This is a genomic window from Desulfovibrio legallii, assembly GCF_900102485.1.
GTDB classification, from domain to species: domain Bacteria; phylum Desulfobacterota; class Desulfovibrionia; order Desulfovibrionales; family Desulfovibrionaceae; genus Desulfovibrio; species Desulfovibrio legallii_A.
This window is the reverse complement of the sequence record NZ_FNBX01000005.1, coordinates 111,069-129,946: the sequence shown is the minus strand read 5'-3', so window position 1 is coordinate 129,946 and position 18,878 is coordinate 111,069. Positions and strand designations below refer to the sequence as shown.

Below are 18,878 nucleotides of genomic sequence, written 5' to 3'. Positions count from 1 at the left end.
CCGCTGGACAGGAGTTTTTTGTGGGGGGAAGGGAACTTTTGTTCACAAAAGTTCCCTTCCCCCCACACCCCCCATCCTTCAAGAAACTTTTCTTCCTCATGAGGATGCGTCAGGCGTCCTCCTGACGAAGCATGGCAGCAAAGCCCTGACGCTGTCCGTCTTGCCGCTGGTTTGCAGCCCTCAGGGTCAGGTCGCAAAGGCTGCGCGCGTCAGCCGGCAGCGGGAGTGTCCCCGTCAGGTGTGAAATAATTGGTGCCCCAGGTCAGGGCCAGGACGAAAAGCGCGGCGAAAAGGCCGATGGCGGGGCTCCAGAGCGGGCTGGCAGAGAGCGCCAGCCGCATGAGCAAGGTGCCGATGACAAAGCCGGAATTGCGGAATACGGCGTGGAAGGCGGGCATGTAGCGCTGGGCAATAAGCACCAGGGCGATGTCCGCAAAAATGAGCACCGTGTAGAGGGTTTCAAAAAAATTCTGGTCCGCGCCGGTGCGGATAAAGAGGATAAAATCCCGGATGCCGATGACCAGAAAAACGCAGAACAGGGTCAGCGCCAGCAGTTTTTTGCTCAGCACATAGCCCATGCGCAGCTGCGGCGTCTGGATAAAGTGCGGGTGGCGTCTGGCCATGCGCCGGTAAAGCCCCAGGCAAAGGTAAACGCAAAGCGCGCCCGCGCCGGAAACGGCAATATTGTACACGGGCTGCATGCCGTTGACCACGCTCACCGGTTCCGGCAGGTGGGCCAGCTCTTTGAAGGCGTTGCGCAGCAGGATGAGGGTAAGGATCTCAAACTGTTTGCCCATGGATTGCGAAAGCGAACTGGGGATGACCAGAATAAGGCCCATGACCTCCAGCACCAGGATGAGCGTAAAGGCCAGGTGGATGGCGTAAAAATGGCTGGCGGGCGTCATGGCGGCAAGCCAGGGCGGCAGAAGCCCCTGGCGGCGCAGCTCCACGCCCAGCAGGGCCAGCAGGTAGACCCAGAGGATGCAGAAGGCCACGCGGCGCTGGGTGGCGGCGTGCTCCCAGGCCACATGCAGCCAGTCAAAGGCGTCGGTGAGGGGTTGCAGTTTGAGGATCAGCATAAAAACTCTGCACCTCCAGGCGGCGAAGACGCATGCTGCAGCATAGCCGCTCGGTCCCAAATGTCAAAGGGGGGGGGCGGCACTTGCCAAGCGGCGGCTTACAACGTAGAAAAAAGGCTTCCCCCGCAACCGGACGGCTCATTATGGGCCGCGCCCCCGCCGTCCAGGGCGAAGATCGCTCCGCTCGGGCCGCCGCGCCCGGCATGAGCGCACCCCGCCGGAATTCACGAGGTAGCACGTCATGCCCCACAAGGGTCCGCATATTTCCATCGCCCCAGATTATGTGGTGAACCGCATCCTGCGCATCAACATCGACGATTTTGCCGAATGGCCCGAATCGGTGCGCAACCTGGCCATCGCCATTGCCGAAGAGCTCTTCCTGGTGGCCTACAACCCCTTTATCGACGCCGAAACCGTGCGCCAGAGCGTGCGGGAGAGCTTTGAGAAGGAATCCGTCTCCCTGGCCCACTACTATGCCACGGCCATCGGCGAGGGCATCACCATGTTCTGGTCCGCCTACGAGGCCGAGGCGGATTTTCGTGAAAATCTCATTGAGGCCTTGCAGCGCATGCTGCCCGCCGAATGCGTGCTCACCGATCCGGCCGCCCTGGTGGAATCGGCTACGGACGCCACAGATCTGCGCATGGAGCTGCCCCTTCTGGTGGTGGAGCCGGATACGACCGAGCAGGTGGCCCATCTGGTGCGCCTGGCCAACGAGATGAAGTTTGCCCTCATCCCGCGCGGGGGCGGATCCGGCATGACGGGCGGGGCCGTGCCCGCGCGCAAGCGCACGGTCATTGTCAGCCTGACGCGCCTTACCCGCATCGGGCCCGTGGACCTGGAAAACATGACCGTCACCTGTGAGGCCGGGGCCATCACCCAGGCCGTGGCCACGGCCGTGGACAAGGCCGGCGCGCTTTTCTCCGTGGATCCGGCCTCCAAGCAGGCCTCCAGCATCGGCGGCAACGTTTCGGAAAACGCCGGCGGCCCCATGGCCTTTGAGTACGGCACCACCCTGGACAACCTGCTCTGGTGGCGCATGGTCACCCCCACGGGCGAGATCATCACCGTGGAGCGGGAGAACCATCCCCGCCACAAGATCCTGCCGGACGAAACCGCCGTCTTTGTGGTCAAGGACGTGAGCGGCGGCGTGCGCAATGTGGTGCATTTGCGCGGCGATGAAATCCGCCTGCCCGGCCTGGGCAAGGACGTGACCAACAAGGTGCTGGGCGGCCTGCCCGGCATGCAGAAAGAGGGCGTGGACGGCATCATTACCGAGGCCTGCTTCATCATCCACCCCAAGCCCAGGTACAAGCGGGTCATGGTGCTGGAATTTTTCGGCCGTTCCATGCACCCGGCGGCCGTGGTGGTGCGCGAGCTGGTGGCCCTGCGCAACCGCATCCGTGAAGAAGGCGACTACGCCCACCTCTCGGCCATGGAGGAATTTAACGCCAAGTACGTCCAGGCCATTGACTACAAGCGCAAGTCCACAAAATACGAGGGCCTGCCCATCTCGGTAATCATCCTGCAGGTGGACGGCGACGACCCCTACCTGCTGGACAAGTGCGTGGGCGACATCGTGAGCGTGGTGGAGCGCCAGGAAAACGTGGATATCATCGTGGCCGGGGACGACAAGGAGGCCGAACGCTTCTGGGAGGACCGCCACAAGCTCTCCGCCATCGCCAAGCGCACCTCAGGCTTTAAGATGAACGAGGACGTGGTCATCCCCATGGACCGCATCCCCGATTTTGCCCTCTTCCTGGAGCAGATCAACCTGGAATGCACGGCCGCGGCCTACCGCCACGCCCTGCAGGAGGCAGGCCGTCTGCCCGGCTTCCCCCTGGAGGACAAGGACTTCAACCGCGAGTTCTCACAGGTTTCCAAGGCCGCTTCGGGCGACGTGCCGGCGGGCGAAGTTTCCGATACGGAAATGTCCGCCCGCGCTGCGGTTTTTTTGCAGGCCCTGCAGGAAAAATATCCCCACCTGGCCAAAAAAATTGCGGCCATCCGCGACTACATGGAGGCCAGCCGCATTGTGGTGGCCAGCCACATGCACGCGGGCGACGGCAACTGCCATGTGAACATCCCGGTGAACTCCAACGACGCCCGCATGCTGGAGGAGGCCGAGGAAACCGCGGCCCGCGTCATGGCCGAGTGCCAGGAAATGGGCGGCGAGGTTTCGGGCGAGCACGGCATCGGCATCACCAAGATTTCCTTCTTCGGCAAGGATAAAATGGACGCCCTGCGGGCCTTCAAGGAGCGCGTGGACCCGCGCGACGTCATGAACCCCGCCAAGCTCGTCTACCGCGAGCTGCCCGTGCGGCCCTTTACCTTCTCCTTCAACCGGCTCATCCGCGACATCCGCGAAAGCGGCCTGCCGGATAAGGATAAGCTCATCGGCCTGCTCACGGCCATTCAGGTCTGCACGCGCTGCGGCAAGTGCAAGCAGGTCTGCGCCATGTGTTATCCAGAGCGCTCCATGCAGTACCACCCCCGTAACAAAAACATGGTGCTGGGCATGCTGCTGGAGGCCGTTTACTACAGCCAGGTCAACAAGGGCCGCATTGACGAGCGCCTGCTCAAGGCCATGCGCGACCTAGTGGAGCACTGCACGGCCTGCGGCCGCTGCATGGCCAACTGCCCGGTCAAAATTCCCTCGGGCGAGGTGGCCCTCACCCTGCGCGCCCTGCTGGAGCACGAAGGTGCCAGCGGCCACCCCATCAAGGACCGCGCCCTGGAGTGGCTCTCGCGCGATATTGCCCACCGCGCGCCCAAGGCCGCCAAAATGGCTTCCCTGGGCCAGAAAATGCAGAACAAAATGCTGGGCTTCGTGCCGGAAATGTGGAAGCGCCGCATGCAGAGCCCCATGTTCTCCGGGCGGGGGCCCAAGATGGGCTACACCAATCTTTACGAGGCCCTCAAGCTGCACCGCGGCTCTGTCTTCGCGCCCGCCGAGCCCAGGCCCGGCATGCCCTGCGTGCTCTACTTCCCCGGCTGCGGCGGGGCGCTTTTTTACGACCGCATCGGCATGTCTTCCATCCTGCTCCTGCTTAAGGCGGGCTTTGCCGTGGCCGTGCCGCCCCGGCACCTCTGCTGCGGCTTCCCCCTGCTGGCCGCGGGCATGGATACGGCCTTTGAGGACAACCTGGCGCAAAATCGCCAGTACCTGACTTCCATGCTGCGCAACCTGGTCAAACAGGGCTTCAGCGTCAAACATCTGGCCACGGCCTGCGGCTCCTGCCGCGACGGCCTGGAGCGCATGCACATGGAAACCCTCTTCCCGGATCTGACCATCCGCGACGTGGGCCAGATCGTGCTGCCCTTGCTGCGCAAAGAGGATATCCGCGCGCCCCTGCCCGAAGGCGCGGAGCTCATCTACCACGGGGCCTGTCACTGCGAATGGGCCGACGTGCACAAAATCAAGGGCCAGAACCAGATTGTCAGGGCGCTTTCCGATTTCAGCGGGGCGCAGGTGCGCCTCAACCCCGGCTGCTGCGGCGAATCGGGCATGGGCGCGGTGACCTCGCCCCAGATCTACAACCTGCTGCGGGCCCGCAAGCAGGAGCGCCTGGGCAAGGATTTTGAAGGCGGCTACCAGGGCCCGGTAGTGGTGGGCTGCCCCTCGTGCAAGATCGGCATTGCCCGCTGCTGCATTAATATGCATGAGAAGCGCCCGGTGCTGCACGTCATGGAATGGCTGGCCGGGCTTCTGGACGGCGAAGACCGCCGCCAGAGCTTCCGCAAAAAAGTTAACGAAACCCGCGGCGACGTCCGCGTGGTGGACGTAAGCGCCGTGACGCCGGGCGCAGCGGCGGAAGAAGCGCAGGAGGACGAAGCCTGAGCCGCGGCGGCTCTTCCCGGCTGGTCGTCGGGCAAGGGCCTTGCGGCGTGCGCAATGCTGCGAACAGCCCTGGGGCCTTGCGTCCTGGGGCTGTTTTCTGGCCCGCAAATTGCATCTTTCCCGGCGTCCGCACCCTTGTGCGGCAAATTTGACCCCTCCGCCCGCAAGGGCGCGCAAAATGCGAGGACGCCAGCATGGAAATTTCCAGCATCAACGCCGCCAACCCCTTCAATTTCCTTCTTTCGGACAAAGAGAGCGCGGCTTCCGCCGCCCCCGCCGCCGTGCAGGACGTGGTCAGCCTGAGCACCGCCAATCTGCTCACCGATGAAGAAGCCGAGGGCGTGCTGCACGAAACCCAGAACATGATCCTGGGGGACAGCGTGGGCGCGCTGGCCGCGCACAACCTCAGCCAGAGCCGCGTCTTCGCCCTGCTGGGTCTGTAGCGCAGCTTGCCTTTGGGCAGAGGCGTTCTCAAAGGTTGCGCCCCGCCCGTTCCGGCTTTTTGCCGGCATAATGCATTCGCTTGCGTCTGCGCGGCAAACGTCTGCCCGCGCAGGCGTCACGGCATTTCAACGCTGATGGCGTCCCCCTCCCCCCTGCGGGGGCGAACCGGCCCGCCAGTTGCTCCGGGCGGCCGTTTGCGCAGTCGCCGCGCCTGTGTCGCAGCCGCGATGCGCTGCAGTGGGCGCTCCGGCCCTTTGGGGGGCGTTATGGGGCCCGCGCCGCCGCACCGGCCTTTCCGCTTCGGCCTGTTGACCGGGCCGGGCTCTCCGCCTATAGTAGACATATGTCGCAACCAACCTCCTGCGAGCTTGAGGTTCTGGACTTGGTGCCCTTCGGCCAGACAGGACACGAAAGCCGCTTCTTCGCCCTGCGGCTCGCCCGTCCGGAATGGACGCAGTGGAAGCCGGGCCAGTTTGTGATGCTCCGCCCCCACAATTTCGGGCTGGACATCCCCTGGGCGCGTCCTCTGGGCATCTGCCACATGACGGCCCGCCACATGATCTGCTTCTTCCAGGTGCGCGGCAAAGGCACAAAGCGCATGGCCCAGCTTAAGGCCGGGGACAGCGTGCGCGTCTGGGGCCCGCTGGGCAACGGCTTCGTCATGGAGCCGGACACCCCCACCCTGCTCCTGGCCGGGGGCATGGGCATCGTGCCTTTTGTGGGCTATGTGAGCGAGCACCCCAAGCCCTGGAACCTGACCATGCTCTTCGGCCATCGGGAGCCCCTCAGCTGCTACCCCGTGGACAGCATCAACGAACATGTGCCCCTGGACACCCTGCGGGAAACCGTGCCCGGCGATCTGGACAACTTTATCTTCACCCTGCAGGAGCGCATGGGCGAATACGCCGAACAGAAGGGGCTTGTCCTGGCCTGCGGGCCCGTGCCTTTTCTGCGCACGGTGCAGAAATTCGCCGCGGAAACGGGCGTGCGCTGCCAGCTTTCGCTGGAAAACCGCATGGCCTGCGGCGTGGGCGCGTGCCTGGGCTGCGTGACCAAGACTACGGCGGCCTGGCCCGTGCCTGAGAAGCGCGAGGGCTATGTGCAGGTGTGCAACCACGGGCCGGTATTCTGGTCCGATCAGGTAGAACTGTAACGCGGCGCGACCGGCGGCGGTCTTGCGCGCGGCCGCTCCCCCTCGGCGGGGAGCCGCCCAGGCCGGGGCGGACGCCGCTGCGGCCGCGAACCGACCCGGACGCGCCCGAACCGGCCATGCGCGTCGCAGGAGCGCCCCGGCGCGGAGTGCCGCGCCGCGCGCGCCAACGTTGCGGACGGTGGAGAACCCATGGACCTTTCCGTCACCCTTAAGGGACAGAATCACGATCTGACCCTGAAGAATCCTGTGCTCACGGCTTCCGGCACCTTCGGTTACGGGCTGGAGTTCGCCTCTTACGGCGATCTGGCTTCCCTGGGCGGGCTGGTCACCAAGGGCCTTTCCCTCACGCCGCGGCCCGGCAATCCCACGCCGCGCATTGTGGAAACCACGGCGGGCATGCTCAACGCCGTGGGCCTGCAGAACGACGGCGTGGAGGATTTCTGCGTCCGCAAGCTGCCCCACCTGCCCTGGGCGGAAACAGCCGTCATCGTCAATATTTACGCCGCCTCGACGGAGGAGTTCGGCGAGCTTGCCGCGCGCCTCAACCGGGAGGAAGGCGTGGCGGCCCTGGAGGTCAACGTCTCCTGCCCCAACGTGCGGCAGGGGGGGCTTGCCTTCGGCCAGGATCCGGCCATGGCCGCCCAGGTTACGGAGGCCGTGCGCAAGGCCGCGCCGGATAAGCACATCATGGTCAAACTTTCGCCCAATGTGACGGATATTGCCCAGATGGCCCGCAGCGTGGAGGCTGCAGGGGCGGACAGCATCTCGTGCATCAACACGCTCCTGGGCATGGCCGTGGATGTGCAGACCCGCAGGCCCCGTCTGGCCAATGTGGTGGGCGGGCTCTCCGGCCCGGCCATCAAGCCCGTGGCCCTGCGCTGCGTGTGGCAGGCGGCGCGGGCGGTCAAAATCCCGATAGTGGGCGTCGGCGGCATCCTCACCGCCGAGGATGCCCTGGAATTTTTGCTGGCGGGCGCGCAGGCCGTGCAGGTGGGCACGGGCAACTTCTTGCGCCCCGACTGCGCCTTTGCCCTGGCGCGGGATTTGCCCGCGGCCTGCCAGCGTCTGAATATCGACAACCTGGCCGCGTTCTGCGGCAGCCTTGAGCTGGACAGCTAGACATGGGGCTCTGCATTGCGCCCGTGCGGTCGGGAGGGGAACTCGCGACCTTTGTGGACCTGCCCTTCGGGCTTTACGCTCCGGAGTCCCCCTGGACGCCGCCCCTCAAAAGCCAGGACAGCCGCCTGCTGACCCCCGGCCGGCATCCTTTTTGGGAGACGGCCCGGCGCGAGCTTTTTCTGGCCCTGCGCGACGGCGTGCCCGTGGGCCGCATTGCCGCCATTGTGGACGAAAAGTACAACAGCTACGCCCAGGAGCGCTGCGGGGCCTTCGGTTTTTTTGAGTGCGCCGAAGACCGCGAGGCCGCCCACGCCCTGCTGGACGCGGCGCGCGGCTGGCTGGCCCATGAGGGCATGGACTTCATGCGCGGGCCGCTCAACCCCTCCACCAATTATACCTGCGGCCTGCTGGTGGACGGCTTTGAACTCGCGCCCACCATTATGATGCCCTGGAATCCGCCCTACTACGCGGAATTTTTGGAAAGCTGGCGTCTGCGCAAGGAGCAGGATCTTTTTGCCTACCTTATCGAGCGCAGCCGCATGACCCCGCCGGAATGGCTCAGCGCGGAGGTGGCCCGGCTCAAGGCCGAGGCCCGCTTCACCTGCCGCACCTCCAGCAAGGCCACCCTCAAGGACGACATCCGGGCCATGCTGGAAATCTACCGCATTTCCTGGGCCAAAAACTGGGGCTTTGCGCCCCTTTCCGAGGGCGAGGCGCAGGAGCACGTCAAGGAGCTTTCCGGCATTCTGGATCCGGAGTTTTTTGCGCTCTTCTTCCATCAGGACGAGCCCGCCGCGGGCATGGTGGCCCTGCCGGACATGAACCCCCTGCTCAAGCGCCTCAACGGCGGCCTGGGCCCCCTGGCCCCCTGGCACTGGTGGCGTTCCCGCGCGGCCATCCGCAGCGGCTATCGCATCATCCTCTTTGGCATCAAGGAGGAATTCCGCCTCCTGGGCCTGCCTTTGCTGCTTCTGGACTACATGCTGGAGACGGCGCGGCGCAAGCCGGAATTCCAGTGGGTGGAAGGCTCCTGGGTGCTGGAGGACAACGTGGCCGTGGATGAGCTTATTGAGGATTTTTCCGGCCGCATCACCAAGCGCTACCGCATTTACCGGCGGGAAATCACGGCGGAAGCGCCGGACGACGCCGAGGCCGCCTCATGAGCAACGCCCCCGCCGCGTCGCGGCAGCCCTTTCCGGCCGCGGCAGACTGCGCCGCTGCAGCTTCGGCCGCTTCCCACAGTGCGGCAGCCCGCCCTGGCGGCGCGGGGAGCTGCCCCAACGCGCTTGCGGGCAGAAAGGTGCTGCTCACGGGCGGCACGGGCTTTGTGGGGCGGCATTTGCTGCCGCAGCTGCTGGCCGCGGGCGCGCGGGTCACCTGCCTGGTGCGGGCAACCTCCCGTACGGACGGCCTGCCGCAAGGCGCGGCCGTGGCGCGGGCCGATCTGTCCTCCGGGGAGGGGCTCGCGGCGGCCCTGGAGGGGCAGGATATCTGCATCCACATGGCCGCCCTGCTCTTCGGCCTGGGCTGGCAGGACTATCTGCGGGCCAACGCCCTGGCGGCCCGCTCTCTGGCCGGGGCCTGCACGGCCCTGGGCGACGCGGGCCCGACGCGGGTTGTGCTGGTCTCCAGCCTGGCGGCCACAGGCCCTTGCGCCACAGCCCCCGGCGTTACGGAGGGGACGCCCCCGGCCCCGGTCTCGGCCTACGGCTGGTCCAAACTGCTTACGGAACAGATTCTGGGCCGCGCCCTGGGCGCGCGCCTGGTGACGCTGCGGCCGCCCATTATTTACGGCTCCGGGGACAAAGGGCTGCTGCCCGTGTTCCGTGGGGTGCGGCTGGGCCTGGCCGTGAGCCCCGGCGCGGGGCGCGACTTCCCCGTGAGCGCCGTGCACGCCGCGGATATGGCCCAGGCCGTGCTCTGCGCCTGCAAGCCGGAGGCGTGCGGGGTCTATCACTGCAGCGACGGCGCGGTTTACAGCATGGCCGGGTTCTGCCGGGTTATGGGCGCAGCCGTGCGCGCGGTTACAGGGCGGCCCAGGGGCCCGGTGCGCATTCTCCGCCTGCCTTTGCCGCTCATGGCCCTGGCCGCGCTTGCAAGCTCCGGCCTGGCCTGCTGCGCCGACGCCCTGCTGGCCCGCTGGCCGCGCTCTCTGGGCGGCGGGCGGCTCCGGCGCGCCCCCAACTGGAATCTGGATAAATACCGCGAAGCCCGCCAGGTGGGCTGGCTCTGCGACAACAGCCGCCTTTGCCGCGAGCTGGGCTTTGCCCCGCAAGTGGCGCTGGAGGCGGGCATGCGTGAAGCCGCGGAGGGCTATCGCCGCGAGGGTCAACTGTGAAGATCACTATTCAGGAACTTTCCAAATCCTTCGGCGGACGGGACATTTTCAATAATTTTTCGCTGGAGGTGGATTCCGGCGTGCGGCTCTGCGTGTGCGGGCCCAACGGCACGGGCAAATCCACCCTGCTGCGCCTGCTGGCCGGGGTGGAAAGCCCGGACGCGGGGCGCGTTCTGCTGCCGCGCGGCTGCCGCCTGGGCTTTGTGGAGCAGGAGCTTTCCGAAGAAGCTCTGGAAACGCCCCTGCTGACCTATGTGCTGGACGTGCTCCACGACTGGAACGACTTCTGGGCCCAGTGGGAGGACGCGGCGGCCCGCAAGGACAACGCGCTCCTGGCTGAGCTTATGCAGCGCCAGACCGAGCTGGAGGCGCAGTACGGCTACAATCCGGAGCACAGGGCCAAGGCCGTGCTTTCCGGCCTGGGCTTTGCCGAGCGCAAGTGGGGGCGTACCCTGCGGGAGCTTTCCGGCGGCTGGCGCGAGCGTGCCAAACTGGCCCGTGTGCTCACGGCCGGGGCCGACGTGCTGCTGCTGGACGAACCCACCAACCACCTGGACGTGGAAGCCGTGGAGTGGCTGGAATCCTTTCTGCTGGATTTCAAGGGCGCGCTGGTTTTTGTGGCCCACGACAGGGTGTTCATGGACAACGTGGGCAGCCATGTGCTCTATCTGGGGCTTTCCAGGCCCGTGTTCCGCAAGGCCACCTACACCCAGTTTCTGGCCCTGCAGGAGGAATACAACGCCCAGCGCGAACGCGAGGCCCGCGCGTTGCAGGACGATCTTAACCGCAAGATGGCCTTTGTGGAGCGCTTCCGGGCCAAGGCCACCAAGGCCCGCCAGGCTGGTTCCCGCCAGAAGATGGCAAAAAAGCTGGAGAAGCAGCTGGAGGACTACCGGCCGGAGCCCAAGCGCAAGGAGCTCAACTTCACCTGGCCGGAGGCCCCGCACCTGGAAAAGGTGGCCCTGGCCGCGGCGGACCTGGCCTTCCGCTTTGAGGACGGGCGCGAGCTCTGGCCCGCGCTCACCTTTACCCTCTATCGCGGGCAGCGCGTGGCCCTGGTGGGCCCCAACGGCTGCGGCAAATCCACCCTGCTGCGCCTTCTGGCCGGGCGGCTGGAGCGCTGCGGCGGCAATGTGGTCACGGCCCCGCAGCTGCGTCTGGGCTTTTACACCCAGCATCAGATGGACACCCTGCGGCCGGACACCACCGTGCTGGGCGAGATCCGCCGCCTGGCCGATCCGCGCACCACGGAAGAAGAGCTCATGAGCGTGCTGGGCCTCTTTCTGCTGGGGCAGGAGTATTTTGACCGTCAGGTAAGCGCCCTTTCGGGTGGTGAAAAAAGCCGACTGGTGCTGGCAAGCCTGTTCCTCAGGCGCTGCAACTTCCTGCTGCTGGACGAGCCCACCAACCACCTGGACCTGGAAAGCCGCGAGGCCCTTATCAGCGCCCTGCAGAAGTTTGACGGCACCCTGCTCATGGTGGCCCATGACCGCTGGCTGCTCTCCCAGGTGGGCGCGGAAGCCTGGGAGCTGACCCGCCGCGGCCTGGACCTCTACCCTGATTTTTCCTCTTATGATGCGGCCCGGCGCGCGCGTCTGACCCAGCCCGCGGGCGCGGCTAAATCCGGTCCGGGCGCGACGGGCCCCCAATCCGGCCGCGCGGCGGAGCAGGCAGCCCCCAAGGACCAGCCCGCCCTTTCCCGTGAAGAGCAGAAGCGCCTTAAGCGCGAACAGGCCGCGCGCCGCAATGCCCTGCACAAGGAGCTCAGGCCCCTGCAGGAGCGCTATGCCGCACAGGAAAAGGAACTGGCTGCGGTCCTGGAAGAGCAGAGCGCCGTGGAGGCCCAGCTGGCCGACCCGCAGGTTTACGCGGACCACAGCCGCTCCAATGAGCTGCTGCGCGCGTTCGACGCCTGCAAGCAACGCAGCGAAGAGATTCTGGAAGAGATGACGCGCCTTGAGGAGGCCCTGCAGCAGGCGCGCGCCCGCTTCGGGGCGGACGCGGCCGACGGCGAAAAGTAAGCGCCGCTTCCGGGCGGATCTCCCGGCGCGCGGTTCGCGCGTTACGGCAGCGCAAAAGGTTTTTTGAATGGATGGGGGACGTGGGAAAAGGGAAGCTGTTGGTCAGCTTGGAGCAGATTACCTTTGAGATCTGGCATTCTCAAAGTTTACGGCACGCTCGTTTCGGCGCTTAACAGCGCAAATAACTTGCGCTTACGCCTCCACAGCGGGCGTCTGCTCACGCAGCCGCCAGGGCATTTCAAAGTTGCAATGCCCTGGCCCGTTGCAACGCAGGAAGTTACGGGCGAAGACAGCAGCGCTCAAACGATTCCCTTCCCCCGCAACATTCTTTTGCCCAGGAGCGAAGGCATGCGGCAGATTGCGGTGGCGGCGGGCATAGTCTGGCGGGGTGGGCTGTTTCTGGCGGCGCAGCGGCCGGAGGGCAAGCCCCTGGCGGGTTACTGGGAGTTCCCCGGCGGCAAGGTGGAGGCTGGGGAGCGTCCGGAGCAGGCTTTGCGGCGGGAACTGGCCGAGGAGCTGGGCATCGGCGTGCGCCAGGCCGCCTTGTGGCGCACGGTGGAGCACTGTTATGCGGAGCGCGGCCTGCAGGTGCGGCTGCACTTTTTTCATGTGACGGCCTTCAGCGGCGAGCCCTGCCCTGAAGAGGGGCAGCAGTTGCGCTGGATCAGCCCGGCGGAGGCGGCCGAGCTGGATTTTCTGCCTGCGGATGCGGGCGTGCTGCGGCAATTGGCGCAGCCGGAGTAGCCGCATCGGGGCCTTTTGCCGACCGGTTTCGGACCGGGCCCGGATAGGGTATGCTGCCTTGCGGGCGGGCGTTTTTTGCTGCTGACGGCGGCGGGCGCACATCTCCCCTGCATTTGTCCATCCAGGGTACGTCTGGCGCATTCCCTGAGGAGAAAAAAGTTTTTTGAAGGGCGGGGGGTGTGGGGGGAGGGGAACTTTTGTTCACAAAAGTTCCCCTCCTCCCACAAAAACCTCCCTCCCCCCCACAAAGCGAGGACGCATATGGCAGGCAACACTTTTGGGCGCGCGCTGCGCCTGACCACATTCGGCGAATCGCACGGTCCCGGCCTGGGCGGCGTGCTGGACGGCTGCCCCGCGGGCATTCCGCTCTGCGAGGCGGATATCCAGAAAGAGCTGGATCGCCGCAAGCCCGGCCAGGGCCCCACGGCCACCAAGCGCAAGGAGGCGGACGCGGTGCGGCTGCTTTCGGGCGTGTTTGAGGGCGTGACCACGGGCACCTCCATTGCCTTTTACATCGCCAATGAGGACCAGCGCTCGCAGGACTACGGCAACCTGGCCGAGGTGTTTCGGCCGGGGCAGGCGGACTGGGGCTATTTCAAAAAATACAACGGCGTGCGCGATTACCGCGGCGGCGGCCGGGCTTCCGGGCGGGAAACGGCCGCGCGGGTGGCGGGCGGCGTCATTGCGCGCAAGATTCTGGCCCTGCGCGGGGTGGAGGTGCTGGGGGCCTGTGTGGCCCTGGGCGGCGTGGCTGTGCAGGACTGGGCCGCGCTGGACCTGGAAGGCGCGCGCAACCGCCCGTATTGCGCGGCCACGGAGGCCATGCCCGCGCTGTGGGATAAGGTTGTGGCCGCGGCCCGCAAGGCCGGGGACACGCTGGGCGGCATCGTGCGGGTAGAGGCGCGGCAGGTGCCCGCCGGCCTGGGCGAGCCCGTGTTTGACAAGCTGGAAGCCCTGCTGGGCCACGCCATCATGAGCGTGGGCGCGGTCAAGGGCTTCAGCGTGGGCGAGGGCTTCGGCGCTGCGGCCCTGCGCGGCACGCAGAACAACGATCCCCTGCTGCCGCAGGAACCGCCCTGCCCCGGCGCGGCGCGCTTTGCCTCCAACCACGCGGGCGGCATTCTGGGCGGCATTTCCAGCGGGCAGGACATTGTGCTGCACGCGGCGGTCAAGCCCATTGCCTCCATCGCCATCCGGCAGCAGACGGTGGACAAGCAGGGCCAGGCCGCGGAGGCGCTTATAGGCGGGCGGCACGATCTGGCCGCCATCCCGCGTATTGTGCCCGTGCTGGAGGCCATGACCGCCCTGACCCTGGCGGACGCCCTGCTGCTGCAGCTGCGCATGGACCTGACGCGGTAGCCTTACCATGACGACGCCCGACAACGACCTGCCCCTGCTGCGCAATCCCGACGCCGTGGAACTGACCGGCACGGTGGAGCGCGTGGTCTTCCACAACGAGGAGAACGGCTATACGGTGCTGCGCCTTGCGCCCACGCCGCCTGAGGGCGCGCGCGAACGCGACCGGGATGCCGTGACCTGCGTGGGGCATATGGTCACGCCGCAGGCGGGCGTGCAGCTGAAGGTAGGCGGCCGCTGGGTCAATAATCCGCGCTTCGGCCGGCAGCTGGAGTTCTGCACGGCGGAAGAAGTGCTGCCCGCCACCAGCGAGGGCATCCGCCTCTATCTGGCCTCCGGCCTGATCAAGGGCGTGGGCCCGGAGCTGGCCGGACGCATTGTGGCGGCCTTCGGCACGGAAACCATCGCCGTGCTGGATACGGCCCCGGAACGTCTGCTTGCCATCCGCGGGGTGGGCAAAAAGAGCCTGGAGCGCATCCGCGCCTCCTGGGCGGAACACCGCGGCATGCGCGACCTGCTCCTGTTTTTGCAGCCCCACGGCATCACCCCGGCCTACGCCGTGCGCGTTTATCGGGCCTACGGCGCGGAAGCGCTGGATATTGTGCGCGAAAATCCCTATCGCCTGGCCATGGATATCCACGGCATAGGCTTTGTGACCGCCGACGCCGCGGCCCACAAGCTGGGCTTCGCCCATGACAGCCCCCTGCGCGTGCAGGCGGGCGTGCTCTACGTTCTGCAAAAGGCCACGGACGAGGGCAACGTCTACCTCCCCCAGCCCGTGCTGCTGGACAGCGTGTGCGCGCAGCTGGGCGTGGATGCGGACCTGGCGCTGGAGGCCCTGGACGCCCTGGAGGCGGAGGAGCGCATCGTGCGCGAGACCCTGCCCGCAGAGCCGCCCGCGGCCGACCTGGCCGCGCAGGCGGACGACGCCCCTGACGCGGCAGACGCGCCCGCGGCCGAAGAAACCGGCGTCTATCTGCGGCGTTACTACCACTGCGAAGCCAAAACGGCCTTCTACCTGCAACGCCTGCTGCGTTCGCCCAAGGCCGTGCGCTTTGAGAACGCCGACAGCCTGGTGGATGCGGTGGTGGCGGGCCTGGACATCCGTCTGGCTCCGGAGCAGCTGGAGGCCGTGCGCACTGCCGCCCGCAGCAAGGTTATGGTGCTCACGGGCGGGCCCGGCACGGGCAAAACTACTATCATCAACGCCATTATCCGCCTCTTCGGGCAGGTGCGCTCCCGCATCCTGCTGGCTGCGCCCACGGGCCGCGCCGCCAAACGCATGGCCGAAACTTCGGGCCGCGAGGCCCGCACCATCCACCGCCTCCTGGAATACAGCCCCAAGGAGGACGGCTTCGCCCGCAATGAGGATAACCCCCTGGCCTGCGGCCTGCTGGTGGTGGACGAAGCCTCCATGATGGACACCCTGCTTTTTTACCACCTGCTCAAGGCCGTGCCCTTGGGCGCTACCGTGGTGCTGGTGGGCGACGTGCACCAGCTGCCCTCGGTGGGCCCCGGCAACGTGCTGGCGGACATCATTGCCTCCGGGGCCGTGCCTGTGGTGGAACTGACCGAAATTTTCCGCCAGTCGGCGGAAAGCTCCATCATCTGCAACGCCCACATGATCAACCGCGGCGAGGCGCCTTCCCTGGAATCCAGCAAAGACCGCCTTTCGGATTTTTACTTCATCCATCAGAGCGATCCGGAGCGCGCCGCCGATCTTATGGTGGACCTGGTGCGCAACCACATCCCCCGCCGCTTTGGCCTGGACCCCGTGGACGACATCCAGGTGCTCACCCCCATGCACAAGGGCGCTGTGGGCGCGGGCCGCATGAACGCCCGCCTGCAGGAGGCCCTCAACCCCCACGGGCTGGAAGTGCGCCGGGGCGACCGCGCTTTTCGCCTCCGCGACAAGGTCATGCAGGTGCGCAACAATTATGACAAAGACGTTTTTAACGGCGATATGGGCCGCATCACCCATATGGACCCCGAAGACCGCACCCTGAGCGTCACCTTTGACGACCGCGTGGTGCCCTACGACTTCAACGAGCTGGACGAGCTGGCCCCGGCCTACGCCATCTCCATCCACAAATCCCAGGGCTCGGAATACCCGGCCGTGGTCATTCCCATCATGATGCAGCACTATGTGCTTCTGCAGCGCAACCTCATCTATACCGGCGTTACCCGCGGCAAACGCCTGGTTATCCTGGTGGGCGAAGCCCGCGCCCTGCACATGGCCGTCAAAAACAACCGCACCCGCAAGCGTTACACCCGCCTGGCCCGCCGCCTGCGTCCGGAAGGGTGAATGGAGGAAAGGGGAAGTGTTGTGGGGGAGGGGGACTTTTGTGTACAAAAGTCCCCCTCCCCCACGCCCCCACCCTTCAAAAAACTTTTCTCTGCCCAGGCGGCGCGCGGGGTGGAGGGGTGTGCTTAAAGCCGCGCGCGGGCGTAAAAGCTGCAGAGCCGTTTTACTTTGAATTTGTCGTGGCGCGGGAGCAGCCGCGCGCCGTGCAGGCGTAAGCGCAAGGCATCTGCGCTGGTAAGCGCCGGAACGCGCGGGGCGTAGACCTGAGAATGCCTATGCTCAAAGGAAACCTGTTCCAGGAAAAGGGGGCGCGGGAGGCGACCCTTTTTCATAAGGATCCCTCCCCCGCAAATCCCGTGAGATAGTATCCTATGAAAAAAGTAGTTATCCATACGGACGGTTCCTGCCTGGGCAATCCTGGGCCCGGCGGCTGGGCGGCAGTGCTCTGCCTGGAGGACGCGGGGCCGCGCAGGGAGCTTTCGGGCGGCTACGCCCGCACCACCAACAACCGCATGGAAATTCTGGCGGTGGTGGAGGCCCTTGCGGCCTTGAAGGAACCCTGCGCAGTGGAGCTGTTTACGGATTCGCAGTATGTGCGCAACAGCGTGGAAAAGCGCTGGCTGTGGGGCTGGCAGAAAAAAGGCTGGATCAAGGCGGACAAAAAGCCGGTGCTCAATGTGGATTTGTGGCAGCGTCTGCTGCCCCTGCTGGAGCGGCATCAGGTGCGCTTCCACTGGCTGCGGGGCCATGCCGGCCACACGGAAAACGAGCGCTGCGACGTGCTGGCCCGCACCCAGGCCGGGCGGCGCGATCTCCCGCCGGACGTCGGGTATGCGGTGTAAGGTCGGGCTTTGCCGTGGCGTGTGTTGGGGCTTTGGGCCTGTGGCGGGCTTTGCGGCGCCGCGTTTTAGCGCAGATTAACGTTGAGAATATGCATTCTCAACGTTAATCTGCGCGCGCGTTCCGCGCATGTAACAGCGCAACTAAACTGCGCTTGCGCCTGTACGGCTGGCGTCTGCGCATACCACCGCCAGGGCATTGCAAAATTGAAATGCCCTGGACGGTTAGGGCAGAATGTTTCAGGAAGGTTTGATGGAAGAGCTTTCGTTTGCTGCAATCTGGAGCGCGCTGGGCCGGCCTTTGCTGCGTTTGCTGCTGGGGCTGGCCTTTGGGCTGCTGGTGGCCAATCTGCTGGAAGCCTTGCGCTGGACGCGGCATCTGGCCCGCCTGGCCGCGCCCTTGGCCAGGATGGCGCATTTGCGCGAAGTGGCGGGCGCGAGCTTTTCTCTGGCCTTTGTTTCTCCGGCGGCGGCCAACGGTCTGCTTTCGCAGAGCCATCAGCGGGGCGAAATTTCCGATCGGGAGCTCATGTTGGCCAATCTGTTCAACAGCCTGCCCGCCTACCTGGTACACACGCCCACCATTTTTTTGCTGACCTGGCCTGTGCTGGGCTTCCCCGCGCTGATTTATGTGGGCCTGACCCTGCTGGCCGCGGCCGGGCGCACGGGCCTTACCGTGCTGCTGGCCCGGCGCCTGCTGCCCGTGCCGCCGGCGGGCTGTCTGGTCTGCACGCAAGGGGAAGGCGGCCCCACGGATTGGCCCGCGGCCCTGCGCAAGGCCTGGCGGCGGTTTTTGCGCCGCCTGCCCAGGCTGGTCTGTTTTACCGCGCCCATCTATGTGCTTATGTACCTTTTGCAGCGCTATGGCTTTTTTGACCTGGCCGAGCAGTGGCTGGCCGCGCACATGGGCTGGCTGGATTTCCTCAAGCCGCAGGCCATGGGCATCATCGTGCTGCACCTGGCGGCGGAGCTAGGCGCGGCCCTGGGCGCGGCAGGCAGTGTGCTGCATACCGGCGGCCTGACGGCGCGGGATGTGGTGCTGGCCCTGATGGTGGGCAATATTCTCTCTACCCCCATGCGGGCCATCCGGCACCAGTTCCCGTCCTATGCGGGCTTTTTTCGCCCTGCGCTGGCCCTGCGGCTGATCCTGGCCAATCAGGGCCTGCGCGCCGCCAGCATGGCCCTGGTGACCGTGCTCTATTATTATGCCGGGCGGGCCTGAGCGCAGGCCTTGGCTGGGCGGCTGTAGTTTTTATAAATTTAATAAAATAAGAATATTATGATAGATGTGAGGAGCCTGTGAACACAGAACCCCTGACCGCAACGGCTTTGCCGCAGCCCAAGGTGCTGCGGCCGGAACACACGGGCGCGCGGGTGACCGTGCTGGTGCAGCCTGAGGAAAGCCTGCTTTCCCTGCCCCGGCCCAAGACGGCGCGGCAACTGCTGCAAGCCCTTGGGCTGGCTGAGGAGACCGCCCTGGTGGCCCGCGACGGCCAGCTGCTGACGCCGGACAGGCGCATCTGGCCGGGGGATGCCCTGCTGGTGCGCAAGGTTACGTCTTCCGGTTAGGGCAGATTCCCTTTGAGAATCTGCATTCTCAAAGTTTACGGTACGCCCATTTTGGCGCTTGCCAGCGCAA

14 protein-coding genes are annotated in these 18,878 nt (G+C 65.9%); 13 read left to right on the top strand and 1 reads right to left on the bottom strand.

The window, feature by feature from the left end:
- Nucleotides 1-209: 209 nt before the first annotated feature.
- The gene (locus BLS55_RS04810; protein ID WP_092153225.1) at nt 210-1,079 is read right to left on the bottom strand and encodes a hypothetical protein; all 870 of its coding nucleotides are present in this window, start codon (nt 1,077-1,079) and stop codon (nt 210-212) included.
- A 241-nt stretch (nt 1,080-1,320) separates the two neighbouring features.
- Here BLS55_RS04810 and BLS55_RS04805 point away from each other — a divergent pair, with 241 nt between their 5' ends.
- From BLS55_RS04805 to BLS55_RS04740, 13 genes are all read left to right on the top strand, one after another.
- The gene (locus tag BLS55_RS04805; protein ID WP_092153224.1) at nt 1,321-4,920 is read left to right on the top strand and encodes an FAD-binding and (Fe-S)-binding domain-containing protein; all 3,600 of its coding nucleotides are present in this window, start codon (nt 1,321-1,323) and stop codon (nt 4,918-4,920) included.
- 194 nt (nt 4,921-5,114) lie between these two features.
- A complete protein-coding gene (locus BLS55_RS04800) occupies nt 5,115-5,363 on the top strand; it encodes a hypothetical protein (protein WP_092153223.1) in 249 nt (82 codons plus the stop codon).
- A gap of 344 nt (nt 5,364-5,707) precedes the next feature.
- The gene (locus BLS55_RS04795) at nt 5,708-6,517 is read left to right on the top strand and encodes an iron-sulfur cluster-binding protein (protein ID WP_092153222.1); all 810 of its coding nucleotides are present in this window, start codon (nt 5,708-5,710) and stop codon (nt 6,515-6,517) included.
- A gap of 189 nt (nt 6,518-6,706) precedes the next feature.
- Complete coding sequence (locus BLS55_RS04790) at nt 6,707-7,636, top strand: dihydroorotate dehydrogenase (RefSeq protein WP_092153221.1); 930 nt, start codon at nt 6,707-6,709, stop codon at nt 7,634-7,636.
- 2 nt (nt 7,637-7,638) lie between these two features.
- Nucleotides 7,639-8,799, top strand: coding sequence for a hypothetical protein (locus tag BLS55_RS04785; protein WP_092153220.1), 1,161 nt, complete (start codon nt 7,639-7,641; stop codon nt 8,797-8,799).
- Nucleotides 8,796-9,974, top strand: coding sequence for an NAD-dependent epimerase/dehydratase family protein (locus BLS55_RS04780; protein WP_092153219.1), 1,179 nt, complete (start codon nt 8,796-8,798; stop codon nt 9,972-9,974). The genes BLS55_RS04785 and BLS55_RS04780 overlap by 4 nt, the downstream gene beginning before the upstream one ends.
- The gene (locus BLS55_RS04775; RefSeq protein ID WP_092153218.1) at nt 9,971-11,995 is read left to right on the top strand and encodes an ABC-F family ATP-binding cassette domain-containing protein; all 2,025 of its coding nucleotides are present in this window, start codon (nt 9,971-9,973) and stop codon (nt 11,993-11,995) included. The genes BLS55_RS04780 and BLS55_RS04775 overlap by 4 nt, the downstream gene beginning before the upstream one ends.
- A gap of 348 nt (nt 11,996-12,343) precedes the next feature.
- Nucleotides 12,344-12,739: a (deoxy)nucleoside triphosphate pyrophosphohydrolase gene (locus tag BLS55_RS04770; protein WP_092153217.1), complete on the top strand. Its 396-nt coding sequence runs from the start codon at nt 12,344-12,346 to the stop codon at nt 12,737-12,739.
- Nucleotides 12,740-13,000: 261 nt separating this feature from the next.
- Entirely contained in the window at nt 13,001-14,098 is a 1,098-nt protein-coding gene (gene aroC / locus BLS55_RS04765; RefSeq protein WP_092153216.1) for a chorismate synthase, read from the top strand.
- Nucleotides 14,099-14,105: 7 nt separating this feature from the next.
- Nucleotides 14,106-16,400, top strand: coding sequence for an SF1B family DNA helicase RecD2 (gene recD2, locus BLS55_RS04760; protein ID WP_092153215.1), 2,295 nt, complete (start codon nt 14,106-14,108; stop codon nt 16,398-16,400).
- Between the two features lie 371 nt (nt 16,401-16,771).
- On the top strand, nt 16,772-17,242 hold the full coding sequence (gene rnhA / locus BLS55_RS04750) for a ribonuclease HI (protein ID WP_092153213.1): 471 nt from the start codon (nt 16,772-16,774) through the stop codon (nt 17,240-17,242).
- Between the two features lie 250 nt (nt 17,243-17,492).
- A complete protein-coding gene (locus BLS55_RS04745; protein WP_092153212.1) occupies nt 17,493-18,461 on the top strand; it encodes a hypothetical protein in 969 nt (322 codons plus the stop codon).
- Between the two features lie 77 nt (nt 18,462-18,538).
- Nucleotides 18,539-18,808 (top strand): ubiquitin family protein, encoded by a 270-nt coding sequence (locus BLS55_RS04740; RefSeq protein WP_257243134.1) that lies wholly within the window; start codon nt 18,539-18,541, stop codon nt 18,806-18,808.
- Nucleotides 18,809-18,878: the final 70 nt, after the last annotated feature.